Here is a 14,073-nt window from a genome sequence, read left to right as displayed (position 1 = left end):
ATTAATTCTCCTCTGTTAGTGTATACTTGCCGTGCTCACCTAAATAGATTTCACGTAAATCATTATCTTTAAGTAGTGGGAATCCTAATTTGGCGCGCTCATCAATAAACACCTTAGACACACGACGTGCCATGGTCCGAATGCGATGCAAATAACCAGCTCGTTCAGTAACAGAAACACTGCCGCTAGCATCTAACAAATTAAATGTATGCGATGATTTTAAAATATAATCATAGGCTGGATGAACAAGCCCAAGATCAAGTAAGCGAGTAGCTTCTTTTTCAAAATCATCAAAATGTCTTAATAACATTGTTTGATCGGAAGCCTCAAAAGCATATTTTGAATGTTCATATTCAGGTTCTTTAAAAATATCACCATATAAAACACCATTTCCCCAATCCAAATCATATACAGTTGGCACATCTTGAATATAAGAAGCTAGTCTTTCCAAACCATATGTTACTTCAGCAGTAACCGAGTCAACTTCGATACCACCAACTTGTTGAAAATAGGTAAACTGCGTCACTTCCATACCGTCAAGCCATACTTCCCAACCAATGCCTGCCGCACCCATTGAAGGATTTTCCCAATTATCTTCAACAAAGCGTATGTCATGTTCAAGCGGCTTAATACCTAATGCCTCTAAAGAACCCAAGTATAATTCTTGTATATTATCAGGGCTAGGCTTCATAACAACCTGAAACTGATGGTGTTGAAAAAGTCGATTGGGATTATCCCCATAACGACCGTCAGCTGGTCGACGTGAAGGCTGAACATAAGCTGCATGCCATGGTTCTGGCCCATTAGCGCGCAAAAATGTATAGGGGGATTGTGTTCCCGCACCGACTTCATTATCATAAGCTTGCATCAAATTTGCACCCTGGTTAGCCCAATATTGCTGTAGCGTTAAAATAATATCTTGTAATGATAGCTTTTGACTCGTCATACTATTCTTCCTATTGCTTTCTATTGACTGTTTGACATTGTAACAGTAGATGTTTTTTAGCAACAAAAAACGCCTGAACTGTACCAATGCCAAAATACTGACATCAGGACGCTCACGCGCGGTTCCACCTGATTTCCTGCGTATACGCAGACACTCGAATCGTTCGCGCACTCCATCATCGCCACATGATTTCTTAGTTTGCAAACTTCATTAATTATATTATGCACTGCCACTAGAAAAACGTCAAGCGCTTGTCTACTATCTATTGTCACATTTCAACATTAAAGAAGACTTTGCCAGGATATTTCCATTTTGGTTTGCATAGTAGTAAAAAAAGCCTACATGGCTTTTTTACTTAAATAGTTAACAGTTCTTTTTCTTTTTCTGATGCGATATCATCAATTGCTTTAATATTATTATCTGTTAACTTTTGAATATCATTTTCCGCCTTACGGACATCATCTTCAGGCATTTCTTTATCTTTTTTGACTGAATCCATTGCATCGCGACGGACATTACGAACAGAGACCTTTGCTTTTTCTGCTTCGGCCTTAACTTGCTTTGCAAGGTCTTTACGACCCTCTTCCGTCATTTGTGGAATCATCAGACGCACAATATTGCCGTCAGAAGAAGGATTTAAGCCTAAATCAGACATATTAATTGCACGAATAATTTCTTCTAGAGCCGTCTTATCAAAGGGTGTGATTAATAACACACGTGCTTCAGGCACTGAAATTGATGCTACTTGATTCAAGGGTGTCATCGCACCATAATATTCAACTTCAATTCGGTCTAAAATATGTGGATTCGCACGTCCTGTACGAATACTTGTTAATTCACGCTGCAGAGCATCTTGCGCGCCTTGCATACGTGACTTTGCATCTGTTAAATCAAAAGCCATTATTTTTCTCCTGTAACTGTTGTCCCAATATTTTCGCCTAGTACGGCTCGCTTCAAATTTCCTGGTGTGTTTAAGTTGAAGACAACCAATGGCATATTATTATCCATTGATAATGAACTCGCAGTCGCATCCATTACTTTTAAGCCTTTTTTCAAAATATCTAAGTGTGTTAATTCTTCAAACTTCACGGCATTCTTGTTCTTATTTGGATCCGAATCATAGATGCCATCAACGCCATTTTTACCCATCAAAATAGCATCTGCATTGATTTCATTGGCACGCAAAGCAGCTGTCGTGTCTGTTGAGAAGTAGGGTGATCCTGTTCCTGCAGCAAAAATAACAATACGACCCTTTTCCAAGTGACGAATCGCACGACCACGAATATAAGGCTCAGCAATTTGTTGCATTGTAATCGCTGTTTGAACACGTGTGTCAACACCAGCACGTTCTAAGGCATCTTGCAAAACTAAAGCGTTCATTGTTGTCCCAAGCATACCTGTATAATCAGCACGTGAACGTTCCATGCCAACTTTTGCAGCTGGTTCACCACGCCATAAATTACCACCACCGACGACAATTGCAATTTGTGTCCCTAATTCGTGTACTTCTTTCAAATCTTGCGCAATTTCAGAAACTGTATCCAAATCAATACCCTGACCCTTATCACCAGCCAAAGCCTCGCCTGAAAGTTTCATCAAAACACGTTTGTATTTAATATCCGTCATGATTCACCTCATTTTCCATCTCATCAATTATACCAAAATATTCCGCAAAAAAAGTGCGTCATCATAAAATAACGCACTTTTTAACAAAATTAACCTAATTGCTTAGCAACTTCTTCAGCTAAATCAGTTACTTTCTTTTCGATACCTTCACCTACTTGGTAACGTACAAATGACTTCACAGAACCATTTTGTGATGCAATAAACTCAGCAACAGTCTGATCGCTATTTTTAACAAATGCTTGGTCTAACAATGTGATTTCGGCCAAGAACTTTTTGATGCGTCCTTCAACCATCTTTTCTTTAATGTTATCTGGCTTACCGGCAAGGTCTTCTGAAGCTAATTGCACTGCTTTTTCGCGTTCAATAACGTCAGCAGGCACTTCAGCATCAGAAACATATTGTGGTGCAATAGCAGCAATATGCATAGCAATGTCCTTAGCTGCTTCTTCGGAAGCACCATCAACAACAACTAACGCTGAAATTGAACCAGCTAAGTGAGAGTATGCACCAAAGTTTTCTGAATCAGTCTTTTCAACAACAGCAAAACGACGCAATGTGATCTTTTCACCAGTAATTTGTGATGTACCAATGATTTTATCATTCAATGTTTGGCCAGCTTCAACTTCTAATGCTAAAGCAGCTTCAACATCAGCAGGTGCCATTTCAACGACTGTATTAGCAACCGCCTTTAACAAATCATTAAATTCAGCGTTTCCAGCAACGAAGTCTGTTTCTGAGTTTAATTCAATAATTGCTGCTTTGTTGCCCTTGACAGCAACAAAAGTCATACCTTCAGCTGCAACACGGTCACCCTTCTTGGCAGCTTTTGCCATACCCTTTTCGCGGAGTAGGTCGATTGCCTTTTCCAAATCACCATCAGCTTCAACCAAAGCTTTCTTGGCATCCATCATACCAACAGATGTCTTATCGCGTAATTCTTTTACTTGTGCAGCAGTAATTGCCATTGTAATGCTCCTCTAAAATATTTATATGATTATTATATCATGGTTTTATTTGGTTTCGATGAAATAAAAAATGCCGTGTGCGTCCCATACAGGTCCGCAGGAACGGCAAATGTCATTTAATTATTAGTTATTGCCTTCTTCAACGATGTTAGCAATTTCTTCGATTGATTCTGTGTTTTCGTCACCAGCAACAAAAGCGTCTTCAGGTGCTGAATCTTGACCTTGACGACCTTCGATAATGGCATCAGCCATCTTAGCAGTAATCAAGCGAACGGCACGGATAGCATCATCGTTAGCAGGAATCTTAACGTCAACAACTTCAGGATTAGCGTTAGTGTCAATCATAGCCACAACTGGAATGTTTAACATGTTGGCTTCCTTAACGGCAATCTCTTCTTTCTTAGGATCAACAACAAACAATACATCTGGCAAACCAGGCATATCCTTGATACCACCCAAGAACTTGTTCAACTTTTCGCGTTGCTTGTTCAACAAGACAACTTCTTTTTTAGGTAATTGTTCGAATGTGCCATCTTCGGCCATTGCTTCCAAATCCTTCAAACGTTGGATACGTGTCTTGATTGTGTTCCAGTTAGTCAAAGTACCACCCAACCAACGGTGGTTGATGAAGTATTGACCAGCACGTGCAGCTTCTTCAGCAATTGCATCTGAAGCTTGCTTCTTTGTACCAACAAACAAGAAGTTAGCACCATCAGTTGATGCATTACGCATAAAGTTATATGCTTCATCAACTAACTTAACTGTCTTTTGCAAATCGATGATGTGAATACCATTACGTTCTGTAAAGATATACTCATCCATCTTTGGGTCCCAACGACGTGTTTGGTGACCGAAGTGTACTCCTGCTTCGAGGAGTTCTTTCATTGAAATAACTGCCATGATATGGCCTCCTAGGTTTTTTCCGCCGACAAATTCGACATTCATAATGACATTGCTGCACCTACATGAACTCGTTTGCCGTGTGTATTTGTCGCTATTCACAACATAAATAATTATACGTAATAGCTACCCTAAATGCAAGTACTTAATGCCATATATCTTCTGAAACACCCTTTAAAACCAAATAAGCCTCTTTTTGTTGCCGCGTTAGTTGCTTAAACATTGCTTCAGCGTGGAGTGCTTCGTGTTTCGTATCAAAAGATTCTGAGTGGATCATTTGAAGGGGGTGACGTGATTTAACCCGAGTAAATTTAGCCCCCTTACCCGCTTCATGAGTCGCCAAACGTTTTGCAAGATTATTCGTGAAACCACCGTAAAAATAACCATCTGCCGTATACAGCACGTAAAAATAGTAGTGTGCCATCATGACCATGACGTACCATATAAAATATCAGATACTGCTTTGGTATAGTTATTTTCCGATGTATAAGCAATGATTGGCGGCATAATCCGCACACCACCAGGTCGTCCTGATTTAATGGCTTCAATTAAAACCATATTGGCTTCACGATTTGCTTTACCATAAACAAACTGGATACGCTTAATCATCAATTTTCTGCTAGCAAAAGCAGCAAAAATATCCGCTAATCTATCTGGTCTATGAACCATGTAAAATTTACCGTTATTTTTCAGTAATTTATTCACGACTTGAGCTAAGCCTGGCAAATCAATTGTCAGTTCATGTCGCGCCAACTGGTAATGCTTATCGTGATTTGTTTTAGTTGTCTCATTTAATGGAAAATAAGGCGGATTAGATAACACAGTCTCCACCGAACCTGGCTGAATATCTTCAAATATAGTTTTCATATCAGATTCAATGACTGAAACCCGTTGCGTCAACTCATTCATCGCAATACTACGTTTCGCCATGTCTGCCAGTTCTGGCTGTATTTCGACTAGAGCCAACTTGCCAGTAACTTTAGGGGCGTAAAATAAGCCAACAGCCCCTGTCCCAGCACCAAGGTCAACCGTCAAGCCTGTCCCTTTGCCTTTCACATCAGCAAAATGGGCTAACAATACTGCATCCAAAGAATAAGAAAACATATCTGGATTTTGAATAATATTTATTTTTTGTGATGGCAAACCATCAATTCGTTCGCCTTCTTTAAGAATTGGTTGAATCATTGTTTTTTTCTCGCTTTATCGTGTAAAATGGGTAGATAGTTTATGAGGTGAATAAATAATGAAATTTTATGATTTTCTGCGTATTATTGCAGTTGGTATCGTGTGGGCGGTAACCGGTCGCATTAAATATATGAATAAAGATCGCATCCCGACCGATGATAACTATATATTAGTCGGCCCACATCGTACTTGGTGGGATCCGGTATGGTATGCGATTGCTGCCTATCCGAAGCCTTTCATTTTCATGGCTAAAATCGAGTTATTCAAATTCAAACCACTGGCTTGGTTAATTAAATCCGCAGGCGCTTTTCCGGTTGATCGCAATAATGTTGGTCCAAGTGTCATTAAAACACCTGTTAGAGAACTGAAATCAGGTAACCGCTCATTAATTATGTTCCCGTCAGGATCACGGCATAGTGACGATTTAAAATCCGGCACGTTAGTTATTGCTAAAATGTCAGGCAAAGCCATTGTGCCAGCCGTTTACCAAGGACCTGTAACATTTGGTCAACTATTTAAGCGTAATAACACGACAATCAATTTTGGTGAACCCATTGTCATTGACCGCAAAGATAAGTTAGACAAAGAAAACATTACCAAATATACCGTTAAGATTCAAGCCGCTTTCGATCAATTGGATGCTGAAGTTAATCCTAACTGGCGTTATATCGACCCTAAACGTGAAAAAAAATAAGCCAAATGGCTTATTTTTTTTGTGACTGTTCACTTTGTTGTTTCATTTGTGCCATCATTTGGTTGAGCTTTTTCTGTGATGGCTTTTGACCCATTGACATCATCATCGACTTCATCATTTCCTCTGAAATTGGTGGATTCTTTGCCAAATAACTCTTCATTGAGTTACGCGCGACAAAGAAACCAATGACAAGTCCAATAACTAGCCCTAAAACAAAGATTAAGATTCCAAATCCTAAATTCATGGTTCAACAACCCCTTAATAAAATGTCTATGAGTTATTATAGCATAAAGTTGCGATTGATAAAGTCGTTCTTTACAAAGATAGCGCACAATTTCTGACAATAATGTGCCGAATTTTTCGAAAAAACGAACAAACGTTTGATTAATTATTTTATTTTAGTTATAATGAAATTACATTAAACTACGTTTAGTAAGGATTAAACCCATCATGGCAATTCAGGAAAGCAAACAAATTCAAGTTTTAAGATTTATTCACGAAGCTCAGCTAAATAATGGTTATCCCCCAACCGTGCGTGAAGTTGGTGAAGCTGTGGGGCTTTCTTCATCCTCAACCATTCACGGTCACATTGAAAGATTGGTCAAAAAGGGTTATCTGTTAAAGGATGCTTCAAAGCCGCGCGCTCGAGCAATTGAAGTGACTGATTCTGGATTAGAGGCACTTGGTGTATCAACAACACCGGGTCGAATTCCAGTTCTTGGTCAGGTAACTGCTGGCGCACCGATATTAGCAGTAGAAGAAGAAGCTACTGAATTTTTCCCAATTCCTGATAATTTGATGCAATTTGATGGCGATATGTTTATGTTGAATGTTCGTGGTAATTCAATGATTAACATTGGTATCCTAGATGGTGACAAGGTCATTGTCAGAAAACAAGATAATGCTGATAACGGTGATGTTGTTGTTGCCATGAATGACGATGACGAAGCCACAGTCAAGCGTTTTTTCCGCGAAGCAGATCATTTCCGTTTACAACCAGAAAACGATGCGATGGCGCCAATCATCCTTAAACAAGTTGCTATATTAGGTAAAGTTATTGGCTTATACCGAGATGCTATTTACTAATAACAAATAAAAAAGCTGACATGGCTTTAAAGCCATGTCAGCTTTTTTATTATGCCCAAGTTTCAGGACTTTTTTGCCAATCAGTTAAAGTTGCTAACTGTGATTGATTTAAGTCACCACGAGCAATGGCTGCATGAACTAATTGCGAATAGGTTGTTAATGACTGAAAAGTTAAGTTTTCCGCCGAAAAATTAGCGATGCCGGCTGGCAATTCATAAGAGAAAATCGACACAACGCCAAGAACGTTGGCGCCTTCTTGGCGAACAGCTTTAACTGCACCCAAAACTGAGCCACCCGTCGAAATTAAATCATCAATCAAGACAACATTTTTACCCTTTACTTCAGCTCCTTCTGTCTGTCTACCAGCACCATGATCTTTTGGCTTGGAACGGACATAAATCATCGGTTTATCTAACCCTTCAGCAACCCAAGCCGCATGAGGAATACCGGCCGTTGCAACACCACCAATAATGTCAGCATCAGGATAGTATGATTGAATTAATTCAGCTAAACCTTTGAAAATATTTTGGCGTACCGCTGGAAAACCAATCGTCATACGATTATCCGTATATATTGGGCTTTTAATGCCAGAGGCCCAAGTAAATGGTGATTCTGGTGAAAATTTTACGGCCCCAATGGCTAATAAATCATTGGCTACTTGTTCTGCATAGTTTGTCATATTCTTAGTCCTTACACCATTCTTGTAAAACACGTTGGTAGGCTTCTAGTGGTGATACCGCTTGCGTAATTGATCGACCCACAACTAAGCCAGTCGCGCCATGATGACGCGCTTTTTGTGGTGTTGTAACACGTCTTTGATCACCATTATCATCGCCTAGCAGACGAATACCTGGTGTAATTCGTACAAATGACTGACTCGTTACTGCCTGAATAGCTTTGGCCTCTTCAGGTGAACTAATCGTACCGTCAACACCCACCTGAAAAGCCATAGCAGCTAAATGGGTCACTGTATCAACTAAACTTGCCTGTGTCAACTGTGTTGCTTGCATTTCCGACTCTGAAAAAGAAGTCAATTGAGTCACGGCCAGCAACTTCATGCTATCAGGCTTATTAGCTACTGCCGCCGCCATCATACGTGCACCACCTGAAGCATGAATCGTTAAATATTGAATATCTAATTTTGAAATGCTTGCAACTGCTCGACCGACCGTATGTGGTATGTCATAAAGCTTTAGGTCCAAAAAGATTGTGTACCCTTGCTGGCGTAACTCATTAACAAATGTTGGCCCTTCTGCATAGAAAAGTTCCATACCGACTTTTAAAGCTGGCTTATTAGTCAAACTGTCAAATTGTTTCAAAAATTTTCTGACAGCAAAGGCATCTGGAAAGTCTAACGCAATAAATACTGGTTCTTGCTTCATATTTATTCCTTTCGCTACGGCGAGTTAAATGATAAAACGACTACTTTTTGAAAGTTTTGGTGACTTCTTCAACATTAGAAAAACCATACTTATCTAAAGCACTTGGCAACTCACGAATAATGTCTGCCATTACTTGATGATTACCTGCTAAAGCTGTACCAATTTGCACAGCACTAGCACCAGCCATCATTAACTCTAGCGCATCATCGACGGTACTCACACCACCAACTCCAATTACTGGAATACTAACTGTTTGAGCTGTCTCGTAAACAAAACGGACTGCAATCGGATGGACTGATGTTCCCGACATGCCACCAGTACCGCGTGCCAGTCGTGCTTGTCTGGTATTTAAATCTAAGCTCATACCGACAACCGTATTGATTAATACGATACCGTCAGCACCAGCCGTTTCAACTGCTTTAACAATAGGCTTAATATCAGTTACATTTGGTGACATCTTAGCATAAATGGGTAAAGTTGTTGCAGCGCGCATAGCATGAATAACTTCCGCAGCTGATTCCGCCGTCACACCAAAAGCCATACCACCACGGTCAACGTTTGGACAAGATAAATTCGCCTCAATAGCTGTGACTTGTTTTGTCGCCGTTAAGCGTTCTGTTAAAGCTACATATTCCCCGACTGTTTCACCTGCTACAGAAGCTAACACGGGTAAGGTTTTGTATTTCTCATGAATAGCTGGCAAAATGTCAGCAACAACTGCCTCAATACCAGGATTTGCGAGACCAACCGAATTTAAAATACCGCTTGGTGTATTGATAATCCAAGGTTGTGGATTACCTGCTCTGGCTGACATGGTCACCGTTTTTGTCACCAATGCACCAGTTTCTTCAATAGCATAACCTTTATCTTCAAGTCCAAAGAACACTGCACCTGATGAATTCATAATAGGATTTTTCAGGTCTAAACCAGGTAATTTTACAGCTAAGCGTTCTGACATCATCACTAACTCTCCTCATTTGTTTTCAAACTCCACACAATAGATCATCACAAGCTTATTTCATCTCGTTGACTGTGAAACTACGACTTTCCAGTACATCCAAAAAGGCACTAACTGTGTCCAATGCAGTAAATAATGGCACAGCATTTTCAATGGCTGCATTACGAATCAAGCGACCATCGGACTCAGCACGATCATCGGCTTGTGTTGTGTTGATCACCACCTGTAATCGTTGTGAACGTAACGCCGCAACAGAGTTGTTATCAGATTCCGCAATTTTGTCTAAAATGTCTACCGGTAAACTTTGTTCAGCAAAGTGCGCCCCTGTCCCAGATGTCGCAAATAAAGCGAAACCAAGATTATTGAAGCGCTTAGCTAAATTAATTGCTTCAGCCTTATCAGCATCAGCAACGGTAAACAAGACATTGCCATATTGTGGCACTTTAATATTAGAGGCAACGAATGCTTTGTATAAGGCTTTAGGTAAAGTCGTATCAGATCCCATGACTTCACCTGTAGACTTCATTTCTGGGCCAAGCAACGAATCTACATCAGGTAACTTTGTAAATGAGAAAATTGGTGCTTTTACGTGGACCATGTCGTCAGCAGGTATCAAACCTGTTTCAAAGCCCATATCTACTAATTTCTCCCCTAACATCACTCGTGTTGCCAATTGTGCTAATGGCAGATGCGTCACTTTTGAAATGAATGGGACTGTACGTGAGGCACGTGGATTGACTTCAATAACATACGCGGTATTATCATGAATAACAAATTGCACATTCATCAAACCAATTGTGTTCATGGCTTTTGCCAGATTAATCGCTGCTGCTGTCATTTCATCTTGTACTTTTTGAGATAAATACTGTGGCGGATAAACTGACATTGAATCGCCGGAATGTACACCAGCACGCTCAATATGTTCCATGATTCCTGGAATAACAGCTGTCTCACCGTCGGACAACACATCAACTTCCGCTTCCTGTCCAACCAGATAAGAATCAATCAATACAGGATGGTCATTAGAAACCTTCACAGCACGCTGCATATAGTCTTGTAACTCATCATCAGATGACACGATTTCCATAGCACGGCCACCTAAAACATAAGATGGTCGAATCAAAACTGGATAACCAATAGCCTGTGCAGCGTTCAGTGCACCATCGACTGTTGTCGCCGTCTTACCAACCGGTTGTGGCAACGCAAGCGTCTTGATAACTTGGTCAAAGGCCTCGCGATCCTCGGCACGGTTCAAATCATCAACTGTTGTTCCAAGTATGTTTACGCCATTTTCTTCAAGCGGTTGCGCCAAATTAATGGCAGTTTGTCCACCGAATTGGACAACAACACCAAGTGGTTGTTCCAAGTCAATAACATTTAAAACATCTTCTAATGTCAGTGGTTCAAAATAAAGCTTGTCTGAGATTGAAAAATCGGTTGATACAGTCTCAGGGTTAGAATTCATGATAATGGCTTCATAACCAGCGCGTTGAATGGCTTTCACCGCATGAACCGTGGCATAATCAAATTCGACACCTTGACCAATACGAATTGGTCCGGAACCTAAAACAATGACAGATGGTTTCTTTGAACGTACAGATTCATTCTCACGTTCGTAAGTTGCATAAAAATAAGGTGTTTGGGACTCAAATTCTGCAGCAACCGTATCGACCATCTTATAAACTGGCAGAACATTAGCATCATGACGTTGTTTGCGAACCTCAGCAGCCGTTTGACCCCAAAGTCCAGCAATTGTCGCATCAGCAAAACCATTTTTCTTTGCATAAAGTAGATAATCGATATCTCCCACATGGGTTGATAAATCGCGTTCAATTTCAACAACGCGAGATACTTTATCTAAGAAAAATTCATCAATTTGCGTCTTAGCATGAATCGTTTCAATACTAACGCCCCGTCGCAATAAATCCGCAATCATAAACAAACGGTCATCACGAGCTGGCATCAAAGCCGATAATAGCGCTTCGTCTGACAACTCATCAAAAGTTAAGTCGTTCAAACCGGTCACGCCAATTTCAAGTGAACGAACAGCTTTTAACATAGCTTCTTCCATGTTACGCCCAATCGCCATGACTTCACCAGTTGCTTTCATTTGTGTCCCAAGTCGCCTATCTGCGGTAGCAAACTTGTCAAATGGCCAGCGTGGAATTTTGAACACAACATAATCTAATGCCGGTTCAAACTCTGCTTTTGTTGTGCCGGTTACTGGATTAATAATTTCATCAAGCGTCAGGCCCACTGCAATTTTCGCTGCCATTTTCGCAATTGGATAACCTGTTGCTTTAGAGGCCAGTGCTGACGAACGTGAGACACGTGGATTCACCTCAATAATATAATATTTATAGGACTGAGGATCCAAAGCCATTTGAATATTCACACCACCTTCAATTTTCAAGGCACGAATAATTTTAAGCGCCGCATCACGCATCATTTGTACTTCGCGATCAGATAACGTTTGAACTGGCGCCGTGACGATTGAATCACCTGTGTGAACACCGACTGGGTCAAAATTCTCCATCGAAGCCACGACCAATGCATTATCATGTGCGTCTCGCATGACCTCAAATTCAATTTCTTTATAACCTGCTATAGAACGTTCAATCAAGACTTGCGTTACCGGAGACAATTCTAAGCCATTGGCTGAGATATCAACTAATTCTTGATGTGTGGCGGCGATACCACCACCCGTACCGCCAAGTGTATAAGCTGGACGCACGATGACTGGATAACCATGAGTATCTGCGAAGTCTACGGCTTCTTCAACAGTTGTGGCAATAACAGATTCCGGTATGGGCTCATTTAAACGTTCCATCAAAGCTTTAAATTCTTCGCGATCTTCAGCTTCCTCAATGGCGGATAACTTTGTCCCTAATAACTCAATACGTAGCTCATCCAAAATACCAGTTTCAGACAAATCTTTCGCCATATTCAGGCCAGTTTGTCCACCTAATGTTGGCAAAATTGCGTCTGGTCGTTCTTTTCTTAAGATACGTTCAATAAAGTCTATAGAAAGCGGCTCAATGTAAACTTTATCAGCAATTTCGGCATCTGTCATAATGGTAGCAGGATTAGAATTGACTAAAATAACATAGTAGCCTTCTTCTTTCAAACTGAGCGCTGCTTGCGTTCCTGAATAATCAAATTCAGCAGCCTGCCCGATAACAATTGGTCCAGAACCAATGACTAATACTTTTTCAATGTCTTTACGCTTAGGCATGTCGTGTTGTCTCCTTTTGTGTTTCGGCAATCATTGTCAAGAAATCGTCAAATATATACTCTGCATCATGTGGACCCGGTGCAGCATCTGGATGAAATTGTACTGAAAAAGCATGGTGGTTCTTCAATGACAAACCTTCGACTGTATTATCATTAATTTCTTCGTGAGTCACAATTAATTCTGTCTGCGCTAAACTGTCACGATCAACAGCGTACCCATGATTTTGTGAAGTAAAATCTAATCGTTCATGAGTTAAGTGTCGCACAGCATGGTTAAAGCCACGATGACCAAATTTCATTTTATAAGTTTTTGCCCCATTGGCTAATGCGAAAAGCTGATGACCTAAGCAAATTCCCATAAGTGGCAATTTTTCTTGTAATCTTTTGATGGTTGGGAGCGCATAAGCTGCATCCTCGGGATTTCCAGGTCCATTAGATAGTAAAATACCATCTGGATTAGCAGCTAAAACGGTTTCTGCATCAACATCCGCTGGGAAAACCATGACATTGGCACCACGTTTTGCTAACGAGCGCAAAATTGAATTTTTTAGACCAAAATCGATTAAGGCAATGGATACCCCATCAGTGGGGTTTTGATATTGCGTTTTGGTTGTGGCATTAGCAACCATATTTTTATCAGTTTGAAAATGACGTAGATTCGTTAGCACATCGTCAGTGACATCATCAACAAGCGCAGCTCTCATAACACCATGATCACGTAATTCGCGTGTTAATGCGCGTGTATCTACTCCTGTAATGCCAGGCATCCCCGTTCTTTCAGCCCATTCTGATAAGCTCATCATTTGGCGCCAGTTACTTGGGCGACGGGCAATTTCGTGAACAACAATAGCTGAAGCAGCTGGTCGTAAGCTTTCAAAATCATCACGATTCACGCCGTAATTACCAATTAATGGGTAGGTAAAGACTATCATTTCACCGCGATAAGACAAATCAGTAATTGATTCCTGATATCCTGACATTCCCGTATTAAAAACTACTTCAGCCATAACTTCAGTATCAGCCCCAAATGCCTCACCTGTATATATCGTGCCATTTTCAAGTACTAAATATCGTTTTTTCATTTATGCCGCTACTCC

General features: G+C 40.5%; 15 protein-coding genes. 2 read left to right on the top strand and 13 right to left on the bottom strand.

All coding sequences use genetic code 11. The annotated features are described in order from the left end of the window. Position 1: 1 nt before the first annotated feature. From glyQ to C5L21_RS05140, 7 genes are all read right to left on the bottom strand, one after another. Positions 2–946: a glycine--tRNA ligase subunit alpha gene (gene glyQ / locus C5L21_RS05170; RefSeq protein WP_004900696.1), complete on the bottom strand. Its 945-nt coding sequence runs from the start codon at positions 944–946 to the stop codon at positions 2–4. A 355-nt stretch (positions 947–1,301) separates the two neighbouring features. Then, the gene (frr, locus tag C5L21_RS05165; RefSeq protein ID WP_004906119.1) at positions 1,302–1,847 is read right to left on the bottom strand and encodes a ribosome recycling factor; all 546 of its coding nucleotides are present in this window, start codon (positions 1,845–1,847) and stop codon (positions 1,302–1,304) included. Continuing rightward, a complete protein-coding gene (gene pyrH / locus C5L21_RS05160; protein ID WP_004900704.1) occupies positions 1,847–2,572 on the bottom strand; it encodes a UMP kinase in 726 nt (241 codons plus the stop codon). The genes frr and pyrH overlap by 1 nt, the downstream gene beginning before the upstream one ends. Positions 2,573–2,661: 89 nt before the next feature. Continuing rightward, positions 2,662–3,537 carry a translation elongation factor Ts gene (tsf, locus tag C5L21_RS05155; RefSeq protein ID WP_004906121.1) on the bottom strand — a complete coding sequence of 292 codons (876 nt, stop codon included), beginning with the start codon at positions 3,535–3,537 and terminating at the stop codon, positions 2,662–2,664. A 123-nt stretch (positions 3,538–3,660) separates the two neighbouring features. Beyond that, the gene (gene rpsB / locus C5L21_RS05150; RefSeq protein ID WP_004900710.1) at positions 3,661–4,437 is read right to left on the bottom strand and encodes a 30S ribosomal protein S2; all 777 of its coding nucleotides are present in this window, start codon (positions 4,435–4,437) and stop codon (positions 3,661–3,663) included. Positions 4,438–4,582: 145 nt separating this feature from the next. Further along, positions 4,583–4,861: a GIY-YIG nuclease family protein gene (locus C5L21_RS05145; RefSeq protein WP_036058372.1), complete on the bottom strand. Its 279-nt coding sequence runs from the start codon at positions 4,859–4,861 to the stop codon at positions 4,583–4,585. After that, positions 4,861–5,622 carry a tRNA1(Val) (adenine(37)-N6)-methyltransferase gene (locus C5L21_RS05140; protein WP_085699208.1) on the bottom strand — a complete coding sequence of 254 codons (762 nt, stop codon included), beginning with the start codon at positions 5,620–5,622 and terminating at the stop codon, positions 4,861–4,863. The genes C5L21_RS05145 and C5L21_RS05140 overlap by 1 nt, the downstream gene beginning before the upstream one ends. A 58-nt stretch (positions 5,623–5,680) precedes the next feature. Here C5L21_RS05140 and C5L21_RS05135 point away from each other — a divergent pair, with 58 nt between their 5' ends. Continuing rightward, positions 5,681–6,316, top strand: coding sequence for a lysophospholipid acyltransferase family protein (locus C5L21_RS05135; protein WP_085699209.1), 636 nt, complete (start codon positions 5,681–5,683; stop codon positions 6,314–6,316). 10 nt (positions 6,317–6,326) lie between these two features. Here C5L21_RS05135 and C5L21_RS05130 read toward each other — a convergent pair whose 3' ends face one another. Next, positions 6,327–6,560 carry a YneF family protein gene (locus tag C5L21_RS05130; protein WP_004900720.1) on the bottom strand — a complete coding sequence of 78 codons (234 nt, stop codon included), beginning with the start codon at positions 6,558–6,560 and terminating at the stop codon, positions 6,327–6,329. Positions 6,561–6,766: 206 nt separating this feature from the next. Here C5L21_RS05130 and lexA point away from each other — a divergent pair, with 206 nt between their 5' ends. Next, positions 6,767–7,402 carry a transcriptional repressor LexA gene (gene lexA / locus C5L21_RS05125; RefSeq protein WP_004900722.1) on the top strand — a complete coding sequence of 212 codons (636 nt, stop codon included), beginning with the start codon at positions 6,767–6,769 and terminating at the stop codon, positions 7,400–7,402. A gap of 49 nt (positions 7,403–7,451) precedes the next feature. Here the strand turns inward: lexA and pyrE are convergent, their stop codons facing one another. From pyrE to C5L21_RS05100, 5 genes are read right to left on the bottom strand one after another with little or no spacing between them, the layout of a single operon-like run. Next, the gene (pyrE, locus tag C5L21_RS05120; RefSeq protein ID WP_012305265.1) at positions 7,452–8,081 is read right to left on the bottom strand and encodes an orotate phosphoribosyltransferase; all 630 of its coding nucleotides are present in this window, start codon (positions 8,079–8,081) and stop codon (positions 7,452–7,454) included. Between the two features lie 4 nt (positions 8,082–8,085). Continuing rightward, a complete protein-coding gene (gene pyrF, locus C5L21_RS05115; protein WP_085699210.1) occupies positions 8,086–8,784 on the bottom strand; it encodes an orotidine-5'-phosphate decarboxylase in 699 nt (232 codons plus the stop codon). A gap of 40 nt (positions 8,785–8,824) precedes the next feature. Further along, a complete protein-coding gene (locus C5L21_RS05110; RefSeq protein ID WP_040176990.1) occupies positions 8,825–9,745 on the bottom strand; it encodes a dihydroorotate dehydrogenase in 921 nt (306 codons plus the stop codon). A 52-nt stretch (positions 9,746–9,797) separates the two neighbouring features. Further along, positions 9,798–12,977, bottom strand: a complete 3,180-nt coding sequence (gene carB / locus C5L21_RS05105) for a carbamoyl-phosphate synthase large subunit (RefSeq protein ID WP_133286134.1) — start codon at positions 12,975–12,977, stop codon at positions 9,798–9,800. After that, on the bottom strand, positions 12,970–14,058 hold the full coding sequence (locus C5L21_RS05100) for a carbamoyl phosphate synthase small subunit (protein ID WP_004904618.1): 1,089 nt from the start codon (positions 14,056–14,058) through the stop codon (positions 12,970–12,972). Before C5L21_RS05100 ends, carB begins: the two co-directional genes overlap by 8 nt. Between the last annotated feature and the right edge of the window lie 15 nt (positions 14,059–14,073).

The organism is Leuconostoc citreum (assembly GCF_004354555.1).
Lineage (GTDB): Bacteria > Bacillota > Bacilli > Lactobacillales > Lactobacillaceae > Leuconostoc > Leuconostoc citreum.
This window is presented reverse-complemented; position numbering and strand designations above follow the sequence as displayed.

Coding starts and splice junctions, on each gene's coding strand:
- pyrH (WP_004900704.1), bottom strand. CDS start 2,572: ATGACGGATATTAAATACAAACGTGTTTTGATGAAACTTTCAGGCGAG.
- C5L21_RS05145 (WP_036058372.1), bottom strand. CDS start 4,861: ATGGCACACTACTATTTTTACGTGCTGTATACGGCAGATGGTTATTTT.
- C5L21_RS05135 (WP_085699209.1), top strand. CDS start 5,681: ATGAAATTTTATGATTTTCTGCGTATTATTGCAGTTGGTATCGTGTGG.
- pyrE (WP_012305265.1), bottom strand. CDS start 8,081: ATGACAAACTATGCAGAACAAGTAGCCAATGATTTATTAGCCATTGGG.
- carB (WP_133286134.1), bottom strand. CDS start 12,977: ATGCCTAAGCGTAAAGACATTGAAAAAGTATTAGTCATTGGTTCTGGA.
- C5L21_RS05110 (WP_040176990.1), bottom strand. CDS start 9,745: ATGATGTCAGAACGCTTAGCTGTAAAATTACCTGGTTTAGACCTGAAA.
- C5L21_RS05130 (WP_004900720.1), bottom strand. CDS start 6,560: ATGAATTTAGGATTTGGAATCTTAATCTTTGTTTTAGGGCTAGTTATT.
- C5L21_RS05140 (WP_085699208.1), bottom strand. CDS start 5,622: ATGATTCAACCAATTCTTAAAGAAGGCGAACGAATTGATGGTTTGCCA.
- rpsB (WP_004900710.1), bottom strand. CDS start 4,437: ATGGCAGTTATTTCAATGAAAGAACTCCTCGAAGCAGGAGTACACTTC.
- pyrF (WP_085699210.1), bottom strand. CDS start 8,784: ATGAAGCAAGAACCAGTATTTATTGCGTTAGACTTTCCAGATGCCTTT.
- glyQ (WP_004900696.1), bottom strand. CDS start 946: ATGACGAGTCAAAAGCTATCATTACAAGATATTATTTTAACGCTACAG.
- tsf (WP_004906121.1), bottom strand. CDS start 3,537: ATGGCAATTACTGCTGCACAAGTAAAAGAATTACGCGATAAGACATCT.
- frr (WP_004906119.1), bottom strand. CDS start 1,847: ATGGCTTTTGATTTAACAGATGCAAAGTCACGTATGCAAGGCGCGCAA.
- C5L21_RS05100 (WP_004904618.1), bottom strand. CDS start 14,058: ATGAAAAAACGATATTTAGTACTTGAAAATGGCACGATATATACAGGT.
- lexA (WP_004900722.1), top strand. CDS start 6,767: ATGGCAATTCAGGAAAGCAAACAAATTCAAGTTTTAAGATTTATTCAC.